Origin of the sequence: Acetobacter sp. KSO5 (genome assembly GCF_044094635.1) — a bacterium.
Classification (GTDB): domain Bacteria; phylum Pseudomonadota; class Alphaproteobacteria; order Acetobacterales; family Acetobacteraceae; genus Acetobacter; species Acetobacter cerevisiae.
This window is the reverse complement of sequence record NZ_CP172014.1, coordinates 994,503-1,016,503: the sequence shown is the minus strand read 5'-3', so window position 1 is coordinate 1,016,503 and position 22,001 is coordinate 994,503. Positions and strand designations below refer to the sequence as shown.

At 59.9% G+C, this 22,001-nt stretch carries 21 protein-coding genes; 11 read left to right on the top strand and 10 right to left on the bottom strand.

Annotation, left to right across the window (positions count from 1 at the left end):
- Positions 1 to 275: 275 nt before the first annotated feature.
- On the bottom strand, positions 276 to 1,745 hold the full coding sequence (locus ACHQGU_RS04665) for a leucyl aminopeptidase (RefSeq protein ID WP_395496022.1): 1,470 nt from the start codon (positions 1,743 to 1,745) through the stop codon (positions 276 to 278).
- Between the two features lie 145 nt (positions 1,746 to 1,890).
- Here ACHQGU_RS04665 and cysQ point away from each other — a divergent pair, with 145 nt between their 5' ends.
- The 4 genes from cysQ (at position 1,891) to ACHQGU_RS04645 (ending at position 5,697) form a co-directional block, all read left to right on the top strand.
- The gene (gene cysQ, locus ACHQGU_RS04660; RefSeq protein WP_062140645.1) at positions 1,891 to 2,661 is read left to right on the top strand and encodes a 3'(2'),5'-bisphosphate nucleotidase CysQ; all 771 of its coding nucleotides are present in this window, start codon (positions 1,891 to 1,893) and stop codon (positions 2,659 to 2,661) included.
- A 5-nt stretch (positions 2,662 to 2,666) separates the two neighbouring features.
- Positions 2,667 to 3,659 carry an L-threonylcarbamoyladenylate synthase gene (locus tag ACHQGU_RS04655; protein WP_395496021.1) on the top strand — a complete coding sequence of 331 codons (993 nt, stop codon included), beginning with the start codon at positions 2,667 to 2,669 and terminating at the stop codon, positions 3,657 to 3,659.
- Positions 3,656 to 4,201 carry a hypothetical protein gene (locus ACHQGU_RS04650; RefSeq protein ID WP_062140641.1) on the top strand — a complete coding sequence of 182 codons (546 nt, stop codon included), beginning with the start codon at positions 3,656 to 3,658 and terminating at the stop codon, positions 4,199 to 4,201. The genes ACHQGU_RS04655 and ACHQGU_RS04650 overlap by 4 nt, the downstream gene beginning before the upstream one ends.
- 68 nt (positions 4,202 to 4,269) lie before the next feature.
- A complete protein-coding gene (locus tag ACHQGU_RS04645; protein WP_395496020.1) occupies positions 4,270 to 5,697 on the top strand; it encodes an FAD-binding oxidoreductase in 1,428 nt (475 codons plus the stop codon).
- Positions 5,698 to 5,819: 122 nt separating this feature from the next.
- Here ACHQGU_RS04645 and ACHQGU_RS04640 read toward each other — a convergent pair whose 3' ends face one another.
- The 3 genes from ACHQGU_RS04640 to ACHQGU_RS04630 all read right to left on the bottom strand — a co-directional run bounded on the left by ACHQGU_RS04640 (position 5,820) and on the right by ACHQGU_RS04630 (position 8,045).
- Complete coding sequence (locus ACHQGU_RS04640) at positions 5,820 to 6,287, bottom strand: hypothetical protein (RefSeq protein WP_395496019.1); 468 nt, start codon at positions 6,285 to 6,287, stop codon at positions 5,820 to 5,822.
- 32 nt (positions 6,288 to 6,319) lie between these two features.
- Positions 6,320 to 7,003 (bottom strand): V-type ATPase subunit a family protein, encoded by a 684-nt coding sequence (locus ACHQGU_RS04635; protein ID WP_231866198.1) that lies wholly within the window; start codon positions 7,001 to 7,003, stop codon positions 6,320 to 6,322.
- A gap of 463 nt (positions 7,004 to 7,466) precedes the next feature.
- A complete protein-coding gene (locus tag ACHQGU_RS04630) occupies positions 7,467 to 8,045 on the bottom strand; it encodes a cob(I)yrinic acid a,c-diamide adenosyltransferase (protein WP_395496018.1) in 579 nt (192 codons plus the stop codon).
- A 72-nt stretch (positions 8,046 to 8,117) separates the two neighbouring features.
- Between ACHQGU_RS04630 and ACHQGU_RS04625 the strand changes: the two genes are divergently transcribed.
- Positions 8,118 to 8,501, top strand: coding sequence for a DUF423 domain-containing protein (locus ACHQGU_RS04625; protein WP_395496017.1), 384 nt, complete (start codon positions 8,118 to 8,120; stop codon positions 8,499 to 8,501).
- Positions 8,498 to 9,442: an SAM-dependent methyltransferase gene (locus ACHQGU_RS04620; RefSeq protein WP_395496016.1), complete on the top strand. Its 945-nt coding sequence runs from the start codon at positions 8,498 to 8,500 to the stop codon at positions 9,440 to 9,442. The genes ACHQGU_RS04625 and ACHQGU_RS04620 overlap by 4 nt, the downstream gene beginning before the upstream one ends.
- Here ACHQGU_RS04620 and ACHQGU_RS04615 read toward each other — a convergent pair.
- Both ACHQGU_RS04615 and ACHQGU_RS04610 read right to left on the bottom strand, forming a co-directional pair.
- Complete coding sequence (locus ACHQGU_RS04615) at positions 9,425 to 9,727, bottom strand: hypothetical protein (protein WP_062140607.1); 303 nt, start codon at positions 9,725 to 9,727, stop codon at positions 9,425 to 9,427. The genes ACHQGU_RS04620 and ACHQGU_RS04615 overlap by 18 nt on opposite strands.
- A 78-nt stretch (positions 9,728 to 9,805) precedes the next feature.
- The gene (locus ACHQGU_RS04610; protein WP_395496015.1) at positions 9,806 to 10,420 is read right to left on the bottom strand and encodes a hypothetical protein; all 615 of its coding nucleotides are present in this window, start codon (positions 10,418 to 10,420) and stop codon (positions 9,806 to 9,808) included.
- Between the two features lie 40 nt (positions 10,421 to 10,460).
- Between ACHQGU_RS04610 and ACHQGU_RS04605 the strand changes: the two genes are divergently transcribed.
- Positions 10,461 to 10,706: a DUF1653 domain-containing protein gene (locus tag ACHQGU_RS04605; RefSeq protein ID WP_395496014.1), complete on the top strand. Its 246-nt coding sequence runs from the start codon at positions 10,461 to 10,463 to the stop codon at positions 10,704 to 10,706.
- A 175-nt stretch (positions 10,707 to 10,881) separates the two neighbouring features.
- Positions 10,882 to 11,334 (top strand): CHRD domain-containing protein, encoded by a 453-nt coding sequence (locus tag ACHQGU_RS04600; RefSeq protein ID WP_062248341.1) that lies wholly within the window; start codon positions 10,882 to 10,884, stop codon positions 11,332 to 11,334.
- Between the two features lie 88 nt (positions 11,335 to 11,422).
- On the opposite strand, the gene acs is transcribed toward ACHQGU_RS04600, so the two are convergent.
- Together acs and ACHQGU_RS04590 are read right to left on the bottom strand one after the other, a co-directional pair.
- Positions 11,423 to 13,288, bottom strand: a complete 1,866-nt coding sequence (gene acs / locus ACHQGU_RS04595; protein ID WP_395496379.1) for an acetate--CoA ligase — start codon at positions 13,286 to 13,288, stop codon at positions 11,423 to 11,425.
- Positions 13,289 to 13,584: 296 nt separating this feature from the next.
- A complete protein-coding gene (locus ACHQGU_RS04590) occupies positions 13,585 to 14,037 on the bottom strand; it encodes a DUF2501 domain-containing protein (protein WP_062140601.1) in 453 nt (150 codons plus the stop codon).
- 550 nt (positions 14,038 to 14,587) lie between these two features.
- Between ACHQGU_RS04590 and ACHQGU_RS04585 the strand changes: the two genes are divergently transcribed.
- From ACHQGU_RS04585 to ACHQGU_RS04575, 3 genes are all read left to right on the top strand, one after another.
- Positions 14,588 to 15,292, top strand: coding sequence for a GntR family transcriptional regulator (locus ACHQGU_RS04585; protein ID WP_395496013.1), 705 nt, complete (start codon positions 14,588 to 14,590; stop codon positions 15,290 to 15,292).
- 340 nt (positions 15,293 to 15,632) lie between these two features.
- Entirely contained in the window at positions 15,633 to 19,268 is a 3,636-nt protein-coding gene (gene putA / locus ACHQGU_RS04580) for a bifunctional proline dehydrogenase/L-glutamate gamma-semialdehyde dehydrogenase PutA (RefSeq protein WP_395496012.1), read from the top strand.
- A gap of 126 nt (positions 19,269 to 19,394) precedes the next feature.
- Entirely contained in the window at positions 19,395 to 20,078 is a 684-nt protein-coding gene (locus ACHQGU_RS04575; RefSeq protein ID WP_395496011.1) for a YoaK family protein, read from the top strand.
- A gap of 117 nt (positions 20,079 to 20,195) precedes the next feature.
- On the opposite strand, the gene ACHQGU_RS04570 is transcribed toward ACHQGU_RS04575, so the two are convergent.
- Complete coding sequence (locus ACHQGU_RS04570; protein ID WP_197459241.1) at positions 20,196 to 20,357, bottom strand: hypothetical protein; 162 nt, start codon at positions 20,355 to 20,357, stop codon at positions 20,196 to 20,198.
- A gap of 220 nt (positions 20,358 to 20,577) precedes the next feature.
- Positions 20,578 to 21,933 (bottom strand): amino acid permease, encoded by a 1,356-nt coding sequence (locus ACHQGU_RS04565; protein ID WP_062274153.1) that lies wholly within the window; start codon positions 21,931 to 21,933, stop codon positions 20,578 to 20,580.
- Positions 21,934 to 22,001 lie beyond the last annotated feature (68 nt).

Here is a 22,001-nt window from a genome sequence, read left to right as displayed (position 1 = left end):
TTTTCTCCCGATGGACTGGAGCAACAGCTTTCTCGCTATCTGGCGCATGTACTACGGCCCCGCCCAACCGATACGCCAGGAGAGTCATGAGGCGGGTGGTAAATCGCTCCTCCGGGATTGGCGGTAACCAACATTCGCATGCTGAGCACGCATGTCAGCTTTCCGGAAGCGCAAACCTTGCCTGCGAAGTCCGGCTTGAGGCGAGAGCGGCCATCCCCACACAAAAAAGGGCCTCAAAAGAGGCCCTTTTTCTCGTCACATAAAATCCGAAAACCTCAAACGGTTTCGTAGTTCTTCTGCACAAACTCATTCAGCAGGCGCACGCCAAAGCCGGTCGCACCTTTGGGCTGGCCGTTGCGCGGGGTTTTGCTCCAGGCCGTTCCGGCAATGTCCAGATGCGCCCACGGGGTTTCACCCACAAAGCGCTTCAGGAACTGCGCTGCGGTGATGGAACCGCCCGGACGGCCGCCGATGTTTTTCATGTCGGCAATGTCGGATTTCAGCATGGCGTCATACTCAGCGCCCATCGGCATACGCCACAGCTTGTCACCCGTTGCCGTGCCCGCTGCCGTCAGGTTGGCAGAAAGGTCGTCATTATTGGAGAACAGGCCTGCATATTCATGGCCAAGGCTGATGATGATCGCCCCCGTCAGTGTCGCAAGATCCACCATCAGCTTCGGCGCAAAGCGGTCCCGCGCATACCAGAGGATATCTGCCAGCACGAGGCGCCCTTCGGCGTCCGTGTTCAGCACTTCAATGGTCTGGCCAGAGGCACTGCGCACCACGTCACCGGGGCGCTGCGCCGTGCCGGACACCATGTTTTCCACTAACCCGATCACGCCAACAGCATTCACTTTCGCCTTACGGCCAGCAAGCGCTGTCATCAGGCCGGTCACGGTGGCAGCACCGGCCATGTCTTCTTTCATTTCTTCCATGCCGGCAGCCGGCTTGATGGAAATGCCGCCGGAATCAAACGTCACGCCCTTACCAATAAAGGCCAGCGGGGCTTCATCCTTCGCGCCGCCGTTCCAGCGCATAATCACCGTGCGCGGTGCGTTTGCACTGCCCTGTGCCACACCCAGCAGCGCGCCAAAACCGAGCTTTTCCATCTCAGCCTGCTCAAGCACTTCGACCTCAAGCCCAAGGCTGCGCAGCGTGGTCACACGAGCGGTGAATTCTTCCGGGTTCAGCACGTTGGCCGGTTCCGTCACCAGATCGCGCGTCAGGATCACACCGCGCGCCACAGCGGCCAGCGGAGCGAACGCGGCGTCTGCTGCGGCCGGATCAGCCGTCAGAACCGTCACGCTTGCCAGACGGTGCTTTTTCTCAACCGCCGGAGCGCTGTGATACAGCGAGAAGTGATACGCACCCAGCACAGCCCCCTGCGCGACTGACGCAGCAAAGCCCTGCGGCACATTGCCCAGCGCAACCGTTGCCTTTTCCTGCGCGCCAAAAGCAGAGGCGGCAATACCACCGGCGGCTTCAGCTTCTTTCGCGCCGAAAGCGTCCAGCTTGCCAACGCCAATCAGCACAATGCGGGAAAAGCCAGCGCCCGGTGCCAGCACCACGCAGGTGGAACCGTCTTTGCCGGTAAAATCATCGGCTTCGGCAGCGCGGGTCAGTGCGCCGTTGGTGGCTTTGTCTGCGGCGTCAAAAATGGCGGGGCGGTCCTGCCCTTCGGCCAGCAGAAGAGCCAGTGCCCCACCATCGGGCAGGGTCTCGGGAGAAAATGAAATCTGAAGCATAGCGCGCTGGCCTCCTTAAGACGTCTTAGCTTTTGCCTGACTTGGGTACGTCCCGCCTCGCCCCTTGGCAATAGGGCAGCCGAACCGGCTCTTAAAAAAACAGGCAGGGCATGACGCGCCGCCGTTCCTGGCGTATGATGGACAAATGAGCACCCATACCGACGCTGACCTGCTGGCCCTCGCCGCCAGACTGGCGGATGAAGCCGCCGAAATTATCCGCACCATTCGCGCGCGGGGTTTTGAAACGCTGACCAAAACCGACTCCTCGCCGGTGACGGAAGCGGACCATGCGGCAGAAGCCCATATCCTCAAGGGCCTGCGCGCTGCCGTGCCAGATATTCCGGTAATTGCGGAAGAAGAAGTGGCCTCCGGGCTGCGCGGCGCTGTGTCCGAGGCCTACTGGCTGGTGGACCCGCTGGACGGCACGCGGGAGTTTGCCGCCGGGCGGGATGACTTTACCGTCAATATCGGCCTTGTGCGCAATGGCCGCGCCGTGCTGGGGGCGATGGCCCTCCCCGCTTACTATCAGCTTTATACCGGCGGCGTCGGCCTGCCCGCCCAGCGCCGTGACAAAAACGGCACCACTGCCATCCACACCCGCACACCACCCGCTGAAGGCCTGAGCGTTCTGGCCTCCCGCCATTATGCGGATGACCCACGTCTGGCCGAATATCTGGGTGAACGCCGCATTGCGTCCGTGGGCAACATCGGTTCTGCCGTCAAATTTGCGCGCGTGGCAGAAGGCGCTGTTGATTTCTACCCGCGCCTCGGCCCAACCATGGAGTGGGACACCGCCGCCCCGCAGGCCATTGTGGAAGCCGCTGGTGGGCACATCACACTGCTGGATGGCACTCCGCTGCTTTACGGCAAGCCGGACTGGAAAAACCCGCCCTTTGTCTGCACCGGAAAACTCTGACCTTTATGACCGAACGCCTTGCTGCCACCCCTTCTGGCATTGCCACCGCCGCCCGTATTCTGCAGGACGGCGGCTTGGTGGCGTTCGGCACGGAGACCGTTTACGGGCTGGGCGGAGACGCCACACAACCCTCAGCCGTGGCGCGTATTTTTGAAGCCAAGAACCGCCCACGTTTCAACCCGCTAATCAGCCATTTTGCGAGTGCGGAGGCCGCCTTTACGCAAGTGCAGGCCAACCCACTAGCGCAGAAACTGGCAGAAAAATTCTGGCCCGGTCCACTCACACTGGTTCTGCCGCGCGCCCCCGGCAGCACGGTGAGCGATCTGGCCGCCGATGGCCTGTCTTCCTTGGCCGTGCGCGTCCCTCGAGGTGAAGCGGTTCTGGCCTTGCTGGAGGAAGTGGGGCGTCCGGTTGCCGCGCCCTCCGCTAATCGTTCTGGCCGCATCAGCCCTTCAGACGCCAGCCATGTTCTGGAAGAATTGTCAGGCCGGATTGATGCCGTGCTGGATACCGGCCCCTGCGCTGTCGGGCTGGAAAGCACGGTGCTGGACCTGACCAACCCGGACCGCCCCTGCCTCCTCCGCCCCGGCGGTGTCTCGGTCGAAGAACTAGAGGCCGTGTGCGGCCCCCTCGCCCGGCCAGAAACGGAAGCCGATGCCGCGCCACTTTCTCCCGGCCGCATGCTCTCCCATTACGCCCCCAGCCTGCCCGTGCGCCTGAACGCCACCAGCGTTGGCCCGCAGGAAGGGCTTCTGGCTTTTGGCCCCACTCCGCCAGCGGGTGCTGCTGTGACATGGAACCTCAGCCCCACGGGTAATCTGGAAGAAGCGGCCTCCCGCCTGTTTTCCGGCCTGCGCTTTCTGGATAGCCAGCAACCGACGTTTGAGCTGACAGGCCTTGCCGTGCAGCCCATCCCTGCGCACGGGCTTGGTCTTGCCATTCAGGACCGTCTGCACCGTGCCGCCGCCCCCCGGCCAGCAGAACCTGATGCACCATGAGCCAGATGGACCCCAGAGAAATCAAGATCCTGTCCGATATTCTGGCCCTCGTGCTGGAAGACCAAAAGGGGCAGTCGGAGACAGCGCTTGAAGCCATCAAGGCCCGTGCCCGCCGGGATGGCATTACAGGTGGCGCACTGAAAAACCTGTTCCAGGCCCTCGCCCCGGATATTGAGCGCCTGACCGCCGCCCGCAAAGCGCGGGAAGACACCGAAATCCGCACTCTGGAAAGTACCATTCACACCCTCCGTATCCAGTTACATGACCGCGGAGAAGTGCTGAACCGGATGGAGCATAATCTGCGCATTGTACGCGGTAATAATGAAAATCTGAAATCTCAACTGCATGTCATGCAGACAGCGCATGCCGAAGCAAGGCACATGCTCAGCATGAAGATGATGGAGAACAGCTACCCCCGGCTGATGATTATTTTCGTCGCCGTTATGGCCGGATTGCTGGCAGGCATTGCCGGCACCCAGCTTTTCCACCTGTTTTATACTGCGCTTCATCCCGTGACAGATAACGCACGCTACCTTTATTAAGAAAAATGCGTGATCTGTTCACAGTCTCTTGTTTTATGACACTCTGATTCCCGATCAAGGCTTGCCCCATGTCCGACACGTCCCTGCCCTCCGCTCTTCTTGCTGCTCTGTCTGAACTGCTTGGTCCGTCGGGACTGCTGACTGAGGCCGGGGATACGGACCCGTTCTGCACAGACTGGCGGATGCTTTACCATGGCCGCTGCTCTGCTGTGCTGCGCCCTGCCAATACAGAAGAATGCGCAAAAGCCGTGGCCCTGTGTGCAGAATACGGCGTGCCTATGGTGCCGCAGGGCGGTAATACCAGCATGGTGGGCGGTGCCACGCCGGATGACAGCGGTAAGGCTGTCGTCATTTCCACCAACCGCATGACGCGGGTGCACGCCATTGACCATGCTGACCTGACCATGACGGTGGAGGCAGGTGTGACCCTCAAAGCCGCACAGGATGCCGCAGCAGCGGAAGGCCTGATGTTGCCGCTCTCCATTTCCTCTGAAGGTTCTGCTGAAATTGGCGGTATTCTGGCCACCAACGCAGGCGGCAACAACACCGTGCGCTACGGCAATGCGCGAGAGCTGGCTCTGGGGCTGGAAGCGGTTCTGCCGGACGGACAGGTGCTGAACCTGATGCGCCGCCTGCGCAAGGACAATACCGGTTACGCCCTGCGGCAGTTGCTGATTGGCTCGGAAGGCACGCTGGGGATTATCACCACGGCTATCATTCAGCTTCAGCCCGCGCCGCGCTCCCGCGAGACCGCATTGTGCGCGCTGGCTGACCCGCAGGGTGTGTTGAACCTGTTCGCCGCCTTCCGCAAGCAGGACCCGGCAGCCATTCAGGCGTTTGAATATATGTCCGGCACTAGCATGGCGCTGGTGAACAGCCTGATTGAAGGGGCCTCCCTGCCGCTTTCCGAACCCGCCCCGGCTTACGCTCTGGTGGAACTTGGCAGCCCGCGCGCGGATGATAGCCTGCGCACGCTGATGGAAGAAGTTCTGGGGCAGGCTCTGGAAGACGGTCTGGTAACAGACGCCGTGCTGGCAGAAAGCGAAGGCCAGCGTCAGGCACTCTGGGTGATTCGTGAGGAACATGCCGAAGCGCAGAAGCGCGCCGGGGCTTCCGTCAAAAACGATGTCTCTGTCCCACTCTCCGCCATTCCGGAATTCATTACCAAAGCGACGGCAGCCTGTGAGGCGCTGATCCCCGGCATACGCGTGGCTCCGTTCGGGCATATTGGGGATGGCAACATCCACTTTAATCTGGTGCAGCCTGAGGGCATGGACCCGAAAGCCTTCCTCGCGCAGGACCATGCCATGATGGACACCGTTGCCAACATTGTCCGCACGCTGGATGGGTCTTTCTCTGCCGAACATGGTGTCGGGCAGTTGAAAACCTACATGATGCCGTCCTGGCGCGGTGGCGCGGAACTGGATGCCATGCGCAAGATCAAAGCCGCACTGGACCCGAAAACCCTGATGAATCCGGGTAAGATTTTTCCGTAAGATCAAAAAAACAGCGCCTGCCCAGATAATTTCAGGACAGGCGCTGTTCATAAAGACTGATAAAGTTGGGCGGAGACTTCAACGCCCAGACGGCTTTAAAAGCCGATCACGCAAACCCGCACTTATTTGTTGCGCGAGAAGAAATCCATTTCAGGATAACGCAGCGCGGAGAGTTGGAGCAGCAGGGCTGGCAGCAGGATTACGCCCACTTCCACGCCCATCAGTCCAATGGCCGCAATGGTCAGAAGCGGGGCGATAATCCGCTCCACATGCGCCGCGCGCGGGCTGCTACAGGCCAGAACAGAGCACAGGCCGCCAACGGCAATGAAGGCCGCTGCGATGATGGCGCGGAACGGATGGCGCAACATGCTTGGCGTGAGGCCGCCCATCACACTGTCCAGAGAGGACATGTCTGACGACCAGCCAGCCAGCCCGAACAGGAAGGTAAACGGCAGGATCAGCACGCCAAACACATCTTTGAGCAGCGTCAGAAAGCTCATCACCACCGGAGGCAGCAAGACGAACGCCACCCCGAGCGCGACATCCACCACCAGAACGACAAGTGCGGGCGTGACAGAATTATTCTTCATGCCCGCACTTTACTGCAAAATGTGTCAGGATTTCAGTCTTTCCACCACTTAACGGGCTGCGGTTCATCATTTTCCACCACCAGCACCTCGTCTTCTTCCACCGCAGGTTCAAGCGGTTTCAGGCGCGGGCGACCACGCGGGCGCGCTTCCAGCTTTTTGCGCAGAGCCTGCATTTCCTCTTCCAGCGCTTCCACGGTGCGCTGGGCACTCCGCAGGTTACGCCCGGCTTCGGTCAGCTCTTCCTCACGCTCGGCCAGCTTGGCTTTCAGTTCACGCACCATGATATCCGCATGGGCCTGCCGGGTTTCAAGTCCGCGCTGCGTGGTCTGCATCGACTCAATCTGGCGTTCTGCTTCTTCCGCGCGCAGTTTTTCGTCAGCCAGCTGGCGGCGCAGTTTGGAAACTTCCGAGTTTTCTTCATCGGAAAAATGCACAGCGCGCGATGTCGTCGCCGTACGCGGCATGGCCAGCGTGCGAGGGGTTGTGCGTGCCAGAGAATGTTTCTCTACCTGCACATCACCATCTTTTACAAAACGGCGGCGTTTGCCCTGAGCGGGATCTGCTGCGGGGCGGGGCGTTCCTGCACGTGCGCGGCTGGGCGATCCAAGCCGTTCCAGAGCGTTGCGCAGGGAGGCTTCTTCAAAAGCCTCATCACGTTTTTCGTCACCCCGTGAGGTGGATAAAAATGACGGTGTCTTCATAAATTCGGAAGTCACGCTTCTTTATACTTTCCTGACTCTGTCAAACATGAAAACCGGATTTGCCACACAAAACTGATGCTGGACGATGCGCCCACTCCAGCCAGAGCAACCCGGAAAACGTTTTTCCCTGCCCAGGGCAAGGTGGGTATGACCCAACAGGTTCCATGATATTTGTTGGTAAAGACCTGCCTTAGCTTTAAAAGCACTCAGACGGGTTTGTCGTTCCTGCTTATCACGCATTTCCCGGTTTTCAAAGGGTTTCTGGGAATAGCGCCCATGTTTTCTATGAAAAATCCGTCATTTAGCGCAACATACCGCCTGACCTGCTTAAAACAGAGCAAGAAGAAATCTTAAAATATCTTTGCAAAATGGACTGTATTTTTAAAAAGCACTCAGCAGAAGAGCATAATCATTTTTTAGTGTTATTACTTCAAAAACACGGGTGGTTTTAGAAAAACAACCACCCGTAAAACTGATTTTATACCGCTGGCCGCTGTGCTGCTGGTGTCCAGACAAGATCCGTCTTGCCATCCTGATTAAAATGCCGCGCCAGCACGAAGAAATAATCAGACAACCGGTTCAGCATTTTTAAAAGTTCCGGGTTCAGCGCCTCCTGCTGCGCCAGAGCCACCACACGCCGCTCTGTTGTACGAGTCTGGGTGCGGGCCAGATGCGCCCATGCGGCGGCCTGCGTGCCACCGGGCAGCACAAAACTGGTCAACGGAGCCTGCGCCTGCCGCAACTGTTCTACCCAGAGCTCCAGCTCCACTACAATCTCCCCGCTCAGGCGACTGGCTTTCTGCGCTTTGGGGCTTTCCGGCTGGCACAGATCAGCCCCCATATCAAAAAGCCAGTTCTGGAGCTGCGCCAGTTGCGTGGCATCTTTGCTGTCTGCCGGCACATGACTGCGCAACAGCCCGACCACGGCATTCAGTTCATCCAGACAGCCCATGGCTTCAATCCGGGCACTATCCTTAGTCACCCGGGAACCATCGCCCAGAGACGTCTGCCCGGCATCTCCCCCACGGGTCACAACACGATCAATGCGGATAGTCATACGCTCATCCCTTTTCCTGCAGGCAGGTTTCTGCTTCCGCCCTGCCCGGTTCTGCCTCTATAAGGCGGCATCATGCTTTCATTATCCAGTCTTCCCCGTTCATGGCGCGTCTGCGGCGCTCTGCTTGCTGGCACCGGCACCATTATGGGCGCGCTCACCGCCCATCTGCCCGAGGCTGATTTCGGCCCCGGTGGCCGCCTGATGGCGCATGGCGCACTGGAAATACAGATGTGGCACGCCCTCGCCCTGCTGGTGCTTGGCCTGACCACGCGGGACCGCCCGACCAAACCGCTGGCCCTTGGCGGGTGCGGACTTCTGCTAGGCACACTGCTGTTCTGCGGCGGCGTGTATTACACCGCCTTTACCGGCCAGCATGCTGCCCACGTGGCCCCGACCGGGGGAAGCATTCTTATTCTGTCCTGGCTCTGCCTTGCTGCCGGATGGGTGCGCGGATGACCGAGGCTATTCGCGGTGCATGGCTTGGCCCGGAAGGGCTGGAGGCTGTTCTGGAGCAGGATTTGCAGCGGCGCGGCGTGAGCGTGGACCGCTGGCACGGCCAGCTTGCCTTATCCTCCCAACCCTCCGTATTTTCACCCTGGGCGCTGGATGTGTGGGAAGAGCCGGAACTGGTCACCATTCCCTCCATCAAAGGGGCCGCAAAAATCCTGCGTGCCCGCCAGCGAAACTGGGGGCTTTATGCCGCCGACTTCTTCCGCCGCGCTGCGCTGATTGAAGACAATCTGCCTCCCATCAAAGCCGCCCTCCTCACCTTCCCGACGGCAGCGCCCACTGCACCGCTGGGCGCGTGGACCTTGCTGAGCCCGGAGACCATGCTGTTTTCCGCTCGCAAGAGCAGCCCGTTTATCAACGGTGCGCCAAAATTTGTGGAAAACCGGACTGGCCCTCCATCCCGCGCTTATCTGAAACTGTGGGAAGCCTGCACCCTGCTGCGCCGTTGGCCGCAACCGGGTGAAACCTGTCTGGATCTGGGCGCTACACCCGGCGGCTGGACATGGGCTATTGCCGAACTTGGTGCGGATGTTACGGCCATTGACCGCGCCCCGCTGGACCCGGCTGTGGCCGCCATGCCGCATGTGCAGTTCCAGCAGGGCAGCGCCTTTGGGCTGGAACCGTCTTCCTTCCCGGAAGTGGACTGGGTGTTTTCCGATATCATCGCCTATCCGGCCCGCCTGCTGGCGCTCGCCAGACGCTGGATTGAGTCAGGCCGCACCAAAAACATGGTGCTGACGGTCAAATTTCAGGGCGAAACGGATCATGAGACCGTGACAGCCTTTGAGGCCATTCCCGGCGGCAGCCTGCGCCATCTGGCCCATAACAAGCATGAGCTGACGTTTTTCTGGTCGCAGGCCGGGGCCGCCTCAGCGGCTGCGGTCTAACAGCCGCTCGCCCCAGCGCACCAGAACAATCGCCAGCAGGAAACACAACACCATCAGGCCAGCGGCAATCATCTGCTGCTGGCTGGCGTTGCCGTCAGCGGCCAGAACCTGAAGCACAGCCGAGCCGGCATGCTGGCCAGTTTTGCGGTCCACCCACGGCAGCAGGCTTAGTCCTTCCCGCAGCAGGGCAATCAGCAAAGCCGTCAGCGCGACAGTACACAGTGTTTTCAGCAGGGTACGCCCGAGGCTGCCTTTGGCAGTCGGGGGGTGCCTTTTATCCGGCATGCAGTCTCCGTTCTATTTCAGGCCATCACAGCCAGCCAACGGCCACATTGGGCCGGGCTGGCTTGTCCAACAGGGTCTTTATTCAGAAACCGGATGGCCGCTTTTTTTCATAGCCGCCTGATGGCGACGGATGGACGTTTTAAAGCCCGGAAGGTCAGTGGCTACCAGAGTGTCGGTATAGGTGCCTTTTTTCCAGATCCAGCGATCAGACCCGTCCACCAGAATATCTTTCATGATGCCATGCGTTGTGGGCAGCAGGCTGATGGGGCCGCTCACGGAATCCAGCACTTTGGTCCAGTTGCCCTTCTGCTGGAGGTAAACGTCTGTCGAACACCCTGCGGAGCCGCACAGGCTGGCAGACTGCACCTGCACAAACAGGCCAATACTCTTCCCCGTAGTGGAGAGGGGGGCCGAGCCAATCAGCACCAGCGGTTTTTCATGGTGGCGGGCGGCGGAGGCCAGATCTTCCGCATTCAGGATGCGGGCCTGTTTATCCAGCGCGGAACCGGGCTGGCTGGTCATAACCACCGGGGTCCCGCTCTGCTGCGCCGTCCCCTTGCTGGCATGCCCTTTATGCGCGCTGCTTTTGTGCGTGCTGGCCTTTCCCTGTGTGGCGGCATAGCCGGGCACGGCGCTTAACGCCAGCACGGCAAGGCCTGCCAGCACCCGGCCTGAAAGAACATGTCGGTTCAAGGTTGCGATCCTCCCGCAAGCTGTGGAACAGAAGACTACCATGAAAATGCACGATCCCAATACGTTCGATACACCCGAACCCGACCATCCGCGCCCCGGCCCGTACCGACATTATAAAGGCGGACTTTATACCGTGATTTGCGTAGGGCGCCACAGCGAGACCGAGGAATGGCTTGTCACCTACCGCAGTGAAGCGCGCGGGGATTACTGGGTGCGCCCACTGGCCATGTGGCAGGAAACCGTAAACGGTGTGCCGCGTTTTGCTCCCATCGCGCCGTCTGAATAGTGAAAAATAACGCCTTCAAAACTATTAACCAGAGCTTACCTTAGAAATAAATACGCCCATCACAACACAGACATGCGCTCTTTCAGAATTTTTCTAAAAACCAAACCTGGAACCTTTTTAGAAAGAGCGCGTTTAGACCTTCTGTAAGACAATTATACTTCGACAGGAGACGATTATGATTTCAAAAAAACATTTTACGCTTAGCGCTGCCCTGCTGACCGGTGCTCTGGCTTTTGCGCCAGCTCTTTCCCATGCAGAAACCATCCAGTCCGAAGGCATTTTTGCCAGCGAGAAAGCCTCCCCGGCAGCCCGGGTAACGGGTGGCGTGCGTGCCACGCTGGAAACCGAGAACAATCTGCTCAGCTACACCATCACCTGGAACAACCTCTCCGGCCCGGTGACCGGCGCTGAACTGATGGCCGCAAAAGACCTGTCCAAAACTGCTGAAAAGGTTGCGGACCTGAAAGGCCCGTATGTTGCGCCGCTGACGGGCACACTCACCCTCAGCGCAGACCAGATTGATCTGTATCGCCACGGCCAGCTGTTTGTGGGTCTGGGCACGGCATCCCACCCACATGGTGAAGTGCGCGCGCAGCTGATCCCGGCTCCGGGCACCAATACCAAATAATCTGAACACATCCGCCTGAGTGTTGAGACAGAAAAGGGGGCTGGCCACATAGGCCGCCCCCTTTTTGCTGTGTGATTCAAGGCAGAGTTTACGCAGCCTGCGCCTTCACCAGCGCAATCAGTTCCGGCACAATGTCGGGGTCTGCCAGCGTGGACAAATCGCCCAGCCCTTCCAGATCCTGCATTGCAATCTTACGCAGCAGACGGCGGACAATCTTGCCCGACCGTGTTTTGGGCAGGTCCCGCACCACATAGATTTTCTCGGGCACAGCATAACGCCCAACCCCGGCGGCCACGGCACGATTGACGGCGGACGGGTGGAACACGCCCTCTTCCTTCGGCACCACAAAGACCACCAGCCCCTGACCTTTCAGGTCATGCGGGATACCGACAGCGGCACTTTCCACCACCTCATGGTCCATCGCCACGGCATCTTCAATTTCCGCCGTGCCAATCCGGTGGCCGGACACATTCACAACATCATCCACGCGGCCCGTAATCCAGTAATAGCCGTCCGCTTCCCGCCGTGCGCCATCCCCGGTGAAGTAGTAGCCCGGACAGGTGGTGAAGTAGGTCTGCCGGAAACGGTCGTGGTCTTTCCAGATGGACAGAGCCTGCCCCGGCCATGAGCGCGCCATGCACAGCAGCCCTTCGCCCGGACCTTCGACCAGCTGCCCCTGTGTATCCAGCAGTGCAGCACTTACCCCCGGCAATGGCAGGCACGCGGCACCGGGGCGCGGTGTCACACAGCCAGCGGCGGCGGTAATCATCACGCCGCCGGTTTCCGTCTGCCACCAGGTATCCACCACCGGGCAGCGGCCTTTGCCGACTTCATCATGGAACCACTGCCAGGCTTCCGGGCTGATGGGCTCGCCCACTGTGCCAATCACCCGCAGGCTGGCCAGTGAACGGCTGCGCACAACATCATCCCCTTCCCGCATGGCAGCGCGCACGACTGTCGGGGAGGAATAGAAGGCCGTCACGCCATACTGGTCGATCACATCCCACCAGCGGCCCGGCGCGGGCCATGAGGGCAGACCTTCATACACCAGAATGGTGCCGCCATTGGCCAGCGGGCCATAGACCACATAGGTATGGCCGGTAATCCAGCTGGTATCCGCCGTGCACCAGAAAATGTCATCCGGCTTATGGTCAAACACTGTAGCATGCGTGAACGCCGCCCAGACCAGATAACCGCCAGAGCCATGCACCAGCCCTTTGGGCCTACCGGTGCTGCCGGATGTGTAAAGCAGAAAGAGCGGGTCCAGCGCGCTCATGCTTTCCGCCGGGCAGTCTGGCAGCTCCTGCGCCACTTCATCCGCGTAAGACAGATCCCGCCCCGGCTGCATGGGCACATCGGTGCCGGTCACTGCAACCACCAGAACGTGCTGCACACGGCTTTCCGCGCCACAGCGCGTAATGGCGTCATCCATGGTGGTTTTGCTGGGAATACGCTTGTCGCCCCGGCGCGCCACATCTGCCGTCAGCACCAGCACGGCCCCGCTGTCGCTCAGGCGCTCGGCCAGACCATCTGCAGAAAAGCCGCCAAACAACACCACATGCACCGCCCCAATGCGGGCGCAGGCCAGCATAGCAATCACCCCTTCCGCCACCATGGGCAGATGGATGGCAACGCAATCACCTTTCTTCACACCCAGACGCCGCATCACATTAGCAAGGCGGCAGACGCGGGCATGCAGCTCCTGATAGGTCAGGCTTTCCTTCTGGTCCTCGTCCTGCCCCTGCCAGATCAATGCGACTTTATCGGGCTGGGTGCGGACATGCCGGTCCAGACAGTTTTCCGAGACGTTCAACCGTCCGTCAGAAAACCAGTCAATGCGCACATCATTGTTAAAGTCAGAGCGGGACGCCTGTTGCGGGGGAACATCCCAGGCCAGCTTACGGGCCTGCTCAAGCCAGAAGGTCTCAGGATCCTGATGCGCCTTTTGCACCATATCCCCATATTGCCCGGCTGTCAGACCTGCTCCAGCCGGAGCTTTAAACGCTTCTGGCACGCTCGTTCCGCTCCTTATCTCTTTATGCCCTGCTCTGTCTGGTTGCAGGGGCAGAATGGTTTTGATCACATCGGGAGCAAGGGGGAAAGGCACACCGACTTGATCAGGACTATTAAACTTTGGTCATTACAACACAAAAAAGGCCAGCCGCGATGCGACTGACCTCCTTGCAAACCCCTGCTCTTCCGGACTGAGAGGCAGACCCCTTCAGCCCAAAAGAGAGATAAGGCGATGCCTTACAGAGCGGCTTTGGCGCGATCCAGAACGGCCTTACAGGTTTTCTGGCGCACAGGAATGCTGGACGTGGCAATGGAATAGGTCTTGCCATTAGCCTGCAGCTGGCCTGTTGTCCCACGGGCGTAGAACATGTTGCCTTCCTGACCGTCCGGCACGGCGTTGGTTTTCTGATTATAGGACTGCAGCACCTTGAAGGCGTCGTCATAATCAGGAACGTAGTTGCCCTGCGTACAATAGTTCAGCAGGCCACCCACTTCAGCCGGGTCAATGGAACCAACATAACCGGACAGGTCCGTATCGGTCAGCGTCGCCGTTTTGGCGCCAGATTCAGCCTGCTCGCCCCCTTTGGAGACAGGAGCCGGGGTATCGGCAGCATGAGCAAACAGCGGCGCGCCGGCCAGCATAGTCGTAACAGCAAGCGCCGACAGGGCACGTACGGAAATCAGTTTCATTCAGAATCTCCCTAGCGGAATATGCGCCAAACTGGCCTGCAAATTCGGGAAAGATCAAGCCAGCCCCCTGCGCACCAAGAGCATGGCAGACCACAGATAATCCTCTGCTTTCTGACAAACACGCGGCGCAACCGGGGCAAAAAACGGCCTGTCCGCCTGCCTCCTTCCTGCCACCGGGCAGGGCGTAGACCGCCATTCCAGCTTGCATCCTCACCACGCCCATTTTTGATCTGATAACAAAACACCTTGATGAGAGAGGCGCTTTTGGCCTTATCCACAAAGCAGAACCCTCGGCTTTATCCGCCAGACCACTCTGCCTCTCGCAGCACACCAGAGGACTGCGTCAGATCCTCTGCCACCCACGTCTGGTTCCACCTTTCCACAGGCCCCAAACCACGGACACCGCCCCCTCTGCGCCGTTCACGATAGTGTGACCAAAGACCCCAAGCCCCTGTTCCGGCAGCTTTATGCAAACTGATTGGACAGAAGGCCTCTGCTGACTATGATAGATAGTCACGAGTCAGAAACGATCCGAAGGGAGCCGTCGTCCATGCTGCCGGCCAGTCTTTTTCACCAGACCGAGTTTGCAGGCCACGGCAAGGCATCGGAAACCATTTGCGACGCTCTGCGCAAAGCCATTCTGGCGGATAGCCTGCGCGCTGGGCAGGCGCTGCCCCAGTCCGAACTCGCCGCAGGGTTTGGCGTCAGTATTATTCCCGTGCGGGAAGCCCTGAAGCATCTGGAAGCCGAAGGGCTGGTGACCTTCCAGCCCAACCGGGGTGCGATGGTCATGGGGCTGGATGCTGCGGACATTCTGGAATACTCGCAAATCCGCGCCCTGCTGGAAGAGCAGGCTGCGCGGGATGCGGTCGCGAACCTGACCCGCGTAGACCTTGCCCATATAGAAGATGCCTACGAGGCCTTTGTAGAAGGCACGCACAACCCGGACACCACGCGCCCCTCCGGCGCGCTGAACCGGGCCTTCCACAACGCTATTTATGCCGCCGCCCGCAAGCCGCGCCTGCTGGAAATGATTGATGATCTGCACAACCGGCTGGACCGTTACATTCGCGGGCATCTGGTGCTGGATGGCCGCAAGACCGTGACGGACGCCGAGCATCTGGCCATTCTGGAAGCCTGCCGCGCGCGGGATGCCGACCTCGCCGCCCGCCTCACGCGCGAGCATATTCTGGAAGCGGCCCATATCTCGGCCGACGTTTTCCGCAAGAAAAACGGTCTCGATCAGGCGAGCTGAAAAGAGAACGGGCTGCGGCGGCGAAGAGGCTGCCAGACAAGCCTCTCAGGACGCACGTTCTCCCTATTTTCTGAAAATCCTGCCGACGGTCTTCCGGGGCTGGCCTCTTGGCGTGCCTTTTATAAGGTGCGCCGCGGTAAAACTGCGCGACAAACACGAGTCTACACACCGCCTAATCCCGCAGGAAACAGGCGAAATCACCCTCCTGGCCGATCTGGAATTATATGATTTTGCAAATCATATAATATCGTGTAACGAGGAAAAATCGTTGTGAAGCCAAAACTTCCTGAGTCTCCCCGCAGCCAGCGAAGTCAGGCTTGTCCTGTTCGGAATTCATGCCATGTCCTTATCTGACTCTTTTGCGCCTGCATTCGCCTCCCGAAGCCCGCTGCGTCAGGCGATTATCCAGGCCATGCGCCAACCGGAAGAGCATTGCGTGGCGGCTCTGACGCCCGACGCGACGCTGACGGCAGAAGACGGCAAGCGCGTGACGGACCTTGCCGCCGGTCTGGCCACCTCCCTCCGGGCGGAACGCAACCCCGGTATTGTGGAAAGTCTGGTGCAGGAATTCGCCCTTTCCTCAGCCGAGGGCGTGGCGCTGATGTGTCTGGCAGAAGCTCTGCTGCGCATCCCCGATACCGCAACACGTGACGCGCTGATCCGTGACAAGATTGGCGAGGGTGACTGGCTCTCCCACATCTCCCGCAACACGCCGATTTTTGCCAATGCCGCCGCATGGGGGCTGGCCGTAACCGGCAAGCTCGTGACCCCGCAGGATGACAGCACCCTGAAATCCGCCCTGCTCGGCTTTGTCAGCCGTGGCACCAAACCGGTCATCCGCAAGGCCGTCGATGCCGCCATGCGCATGATGGGCGAGCAGTTTGTGCTGGGTGAAACCATTGAAAAAGCCCGTGCCAACAGCGGCAAGCTGGAAGCGCTTGGCTTTTCCTATTCCTATGACATGCTGGGGGAAGCCGCCCTCACCGCGCGCGATGCCGAGCGTTACAAGCAGGACTACCTGACTGCCATTCACGCCATTGGCCGCAGCGCGCAGGGGGCGAATGTTTATGAGCGCCCCGGCATTTCCATCAAACTCTCCGCCCTGCACCCGCGCTATGCCCGCGCCCAGCATGAACGGGTGATGACGGAACTGCTGCCGGTTGTGCAGGAACTCACCCTGCTGGCCCGCAAATATGACATCGGCCTGAATATTGATGCCGAGGAAACCGAGCGTCTGGACGTCTCGCTCGATCTGCTGGAAGCCCTGTGCCACACGCCCGGTCTGGAAGGCTGGAACGGCATTGGCTTTGTGGTGCAGGCTTACGGCAAACGCTGCCCGTATGTGCTGGATTACATTATTGACCTCGCCCGTCGCAGCAACCATCGCATCATGGTGCGCCTGGTTAAAGGCGCTTACTGGGACAGCGAAATTAAAAAGGGACAGGTTGAAGGCCTGAAGGACTTCCCGGTCTATACCCGCAAAGCCCACACGGACATCAGCTATATTGCCTGCGCGCGTAAACTGCTGAACGCACGGGATGTCATCTTCCCGCAGTTCGCCACTCATAACGCCCGCACGCTGGCCACCATTTACACACTGGCTGGCGACAAGTTTGAAGTCGGCTCCTATGAATTCCAGTGCCTGCACGGCATGGGGGAACCGCTTTACAAACAGGTTGTCGGCGCGGGCAAACTGAACCGTCCGGCCCGTATTTATGCCCCCGTCGGCACGCATGAAACGCTTCTGGCGTATCTGGTACGTCGCCTGCTGGAAAACGGCGCGAACTCCTCCTTCGTCAACCAGATCGGCGACCCGGCCATTCCGGTTGCAAGTCTGGTGGAAGACCCCATTCAGGTCGCGCACAGCTTTACGCCGTATGGCGCATCGCACCCCGATATCCGCAAACCGCCTGCCCTGTTCGGGGCCGAACGCCGCAACTCTGCGGGGACCGATCTGGCTGATGATAGCGTGCTGTCCGACCTGCTGGAGGGCCTGACCAAAGCCTCCGGCCCCTGGCAGGCGGCACCCATGGTGGTTGGCGTCAAACCCGGCAAAAAGACACAGCCTGTTACCAATCCGTCCGACCGGGCAGATGTGGTGGGCACGGTCCAATACGCCACCCCGGACATCGTGAAAAAGGCCGCGGCTGCCGCTGTTAAAGGGCAGACAAGCTGGTCCGAGCTCGCCCCGCAGGCGCGTGCGGATATTCTGGTCAAGGCGTCTGACAGCCTTGAAGCCCACCGGGATGAACTGCTGGCCCTGCTCTCCCGCGAGGCCGGAAAATCCCTCCCCAACGGTGTGGCAGAAGTGCGGGAAGCCGTGGACTTCCTCCGCTATTACGCCGCCACCATCGCCCGGGATTTTGACAACGCCACCCATGCCCCGCTGGGTGTTGTCGCCTGTATCAGCCCGTGGAACTTCCCTCTGGCCATCTTCCTCGGCCAGATTGCCGCAGCGCTTGCCGCTGGCAACGTAGTGCTGGCCAAACCGGCGGAAGAAACCCCGCTGATTGCCGCCCTCGCCGTGCGTATCCTGCGGGATGCCGGGGTTCCGGCTGCTGCCCTGCAACTGCTGCCGGGAGAAGGCGACATTGGGGCTGCACTGGTGGGGGATGACCGCGTTTCCGGCGTGATGTTCACCGGTTCCACCGTCGTTGCCCAGATCATCAACCGTCAGCTTGAAGGCAGCCGCACCCATACCGGCCAGCCGGTGCCTTTTATTGCGGAAACTGGCGGCCAGAACGCCATGATTGTGGACTCCTCTGCTCTGGCCGAACAGGTGGTGATGGATGTCGTCGCCTCCGCGTTTGACAGCGCCGGGCAGCGTTGCTCCGCCCTGCGTGTGCTGTGCGTGCAGGAAGATTGTGCCGAGCACGTGCTGACCATGCTGCGCGGCGCAATGCGGGAACTGCGCCTTGGCAACCCCGCTCTGCTTTCCACCGATGTTGGTCCGGTGATTACGGCAGAAGCGGCTGAGGGCATTACCAAACACGTTGAAGAATTCCGCCAGAAAAAAGCGCCGGTTTATGCGCTACCCCTGCCGGAACATTGCGCCAACGGCAGCTTTGTGGCTCCCACGCTGATTGAAGTCGCCAATATCCGCGAGATTGGCCCGGAAGTCTTCGGCCCTGTTCTCCACGTTCTGCGCTATTCCCGCAGCACGCTGGATACGGTCATTTCCACCATTAATGAGACGGGCTACGGCCTGACCTTTGGCCTGCACACCCGCATTGAATCCACCGTGCAGCATGTGCTTTCACGCATTGATGCTGGCAACCTTTACGTCAACCGCAACACCATTGGTGCTGTGGTGGGTGTGCAGCCGTTTGGCGGGCGCGGTCTGTCCGGCACTGGCCCCAAGGCGGGTGGTCCGCTCATTCTGCGCCGCCTGCTGGCACAGGCTCCGGCCCTGCCGCCGCTGGTGCGCGGGCGTATTCCCGCTACCATGGCCCGCTGGACGGACTGGCTGCGGGAACAGGGCGAAAGCAAAGCGGCCTGCACGGCGGCGGCACTTACCCGCCAGACACTGGTGGGCGGGCAGATCACCCTCCCCGGCCCGGTGGGGGAAAGCAACCTCTACAGCCTGACGCGGCGCGGCAACATTCTGTGCATCGCCCAGACAAAAGCTGGTTTGTACGACCAGATTTCTCTGGCGCTGTCCGGGGATAACGCGGCTCTTGTTCTGGCAGACAGCAGCCTGACCGGATGGATCGCCTCCCTGCCGGATGCGCTGCAACTGGTTGTCCGCCCCGTCACCTCGGCCAAGCAAGAACCCTGCGCCATTGTGCTGGGGGAACAGGATGAGGCCGTGTTTGCCGAAGCCCGCAAGGCGTTGAGCACCAGTGACTGCCCGATTGCCTCCGCATGGCTGACGGCTGCTGGCCTGCCTGCGCCGGAAAGCGTGGTGGAAGAACAATGCCGCAGCATCAACACCACTGCGGCAGGCGGCAATGCCAGCCTGATGGCGCTGGGCTAAGCCCTCCGCCTATTCCTGCTCTCCGGACAACGCAGGCAAGAGACTCCACACAAGCCGGGCGAATAGTGATATGACGCCCGGCTTACCGGATCTTTTTCCCGTGTTTATCTTTTAAGTGGAGCCCCTATGAGCACCCGTGCAGGACATGACCCCCGACTGGTTATCAGCATTATTCTGGTAACCATGGCTATGGGCATGCTGGACGCTATTTCCCTACTGCATCTGAAGATTTTTGCCGGATACATGACTGCCACCGTCCTGCTGATGGCCGTGCATATCGCCACATCAGAAAGCGTGGTGCTCTCCGGGTTTGAAGCCATTGGCCTGTATCTGCTGGGTGCGCTGACGGGTGGCCGCCTTGTGCGGCGGGACCGCACCGTACGCCTTGCCGTGGGCGATGTTCTGCTGGTTGTGGGCACCATTGTCGGGCTGACGGCGCTGGAATGGGCCGCGCAACCGCCCGGCTGCACCTATATCACCCTCGGCCTGCTGGCCTTTGCCATGGGGCTGCAAACCTCCGCTACCCGCCACGCCAAGGTTGCGGATATGAGCCTGCCCGCCGCCACCATGCTCCTGCATGGGCTGGCGCATAACAGCACTTTTGCCGGTGGTACCAACCCCGGCACGTGGCGTCGGCTGACCGCCATCAGCAGCCTGTTTGTCGGCGCTGTGATTGGCACCCTGACGTCCAGCCACAGCATTTCACTCGCCATTGCCATCGCGGCCGGAACCATCCTCAGCGCAGGCGCCCTGCTGCATATGCGTGAGCATAAACTGCTGGCGCATCTGGACCGGATTACGGTGCATTAAAGCGGACTTCCGCACCGTTCAGCCGGTCAGACACCGACGAGAGAAGAAACTTTCGCAGCACGCCGCGTGATCGGGCCCCTCATGGTGAAGAACCCGATGATGCTGTAGCACATCCGACTATTTCTTCGGTTTGTCTTCAGGTTTTTTCGGAGGATCCCGGTCCCCCGTCACCCCGCTGTGGGACGGCGGATCGCTCGCCGGAAAGCTGTCGTCCAGAGTGTCGTCCAGATTTTCTTCCTGAATCTGTCGTTTGCCGTTTTTGTCTTTTTTATCGACCATGACACAACCTCACATTTAATCTGTGAAAAGGCGCCCCCAACACGGGAAGACGGAAGGACGTTTTATCCGGCGTGTTTAAGGGACGTTACAACTGAACGCCCTGCATACAGAAGGTTTCCATTTTAAATGGATCCAGATGTTCATCATAAAAAAAGGGCGCTGACTGTGCCGCAACACCGGTCAGCGCCCGTTGATCCGCCGCAAAAAGAACCGCCCGCTTTTAAGCGCTCTTGTTCTTCAGCGATGCCAGCACAAAGAAAAAGACCGAGGTGCCAAGGCTGGCAATGGCGGTCATCCGTTCCGCCGGGTTGAACATCATGGCGATAAATACAAAGGCCACAGCCAGTAGCGTTGCATAATTGCAGAAGGGGAACAGCGGCAGGTTAAAGCCGCCCCCCTGCCCGGCCTGTTCTGCCCGCTTGCGCGTCTGCACGTAGGCGGAGACAATCAGGCAATACACCACCAGAATAACGCCACCGCTACAGCTCAGCAGAAAGGCAAAAATGGTGTTGGGTGCGAGGATGGAAGAAAACGCTACCAGCGTGCCCGCCACACTGCTGACCGTAATGGCCAGACGCGGTGTGTGCGTATGGGATTTACGCGCCAGAATGGCCGGTGCATCCCCGCCCCCGGCCAGCTCCGTCAGAATACGGGACGTAATATACATGCTGGAATTGAGGCAGGAGAGCACCGCACTCAGCACCACAATGCGCATCAGCAGGCCTGCACCCGGCACGCCCATAACGTCCATGGCCGTTACAAACGGAGAGCGACCGGGGATAATGGAGGGCCATGGCACAACCATCAGGATCATGGCGACGGACGCCAGATAAAACAGCGTGACACGGGTGCCGATGCTGCGCGTTACCCGCGCGACGTTCTTGCCGGGTTCAGGGGATTCCGCAGCGGCCACCGTCGCAATTTCAGACCCCATCATGGTGAACAGAATGGTGGGAATAATGGAAAGCACCGCCACAGCCCCATGCGGGAAAAAGCCGCCGTGGCCCAATACGTTTTCACGCACCGGCACGCCTGGCCCAAACACATGGAAAACATAGAGAAGGGCCGCACCGATAAAGGCCACAATGCTGATGACCTTGATCATGGAGAGCCAGAATTCACACTCCCCGAACACACGGGGGGCTGCAAAATTCACCAGCTTGAGCAGCACAATCAGGCCAATGGAAAGCAACCAGACCGGCATGGCAATCCAGTCCTGCAACAGCAGAGCGCCGGCAATCGCCTCACTCCCCAGCACCACGACCCAGAAAAACCAGTAGAGCCAGCCTGCGGTAAAGCCCAGCTTGTCCCCGTGGGCCGCGCGGATATATTCCACAAAGGAGCCACGGCCGGGGTCCGCCGTGACCATCTCCCCCAGCATGCGCATCACCAGAATGACCAGAAAGCCCACCGCCAGAAACGCCAGCAGCACGGCCGGGCCGGTTGCCGCAATGGCCGCACTACTCCCGACGAACAGCCCCGCACCAATAATGCCGCCCAGAGCGATCATCGCTATATGCCGGTTTCTTAAACCTGCGGGCTGTGTGGTGGGTGGGGTACTGTCCTGATCGACCATAAGTGCGGCATCCTGTGTTGTTGTTATCCGGGAGATTATTGCTCATCCAGAAGAAAGAGGGAAATTTC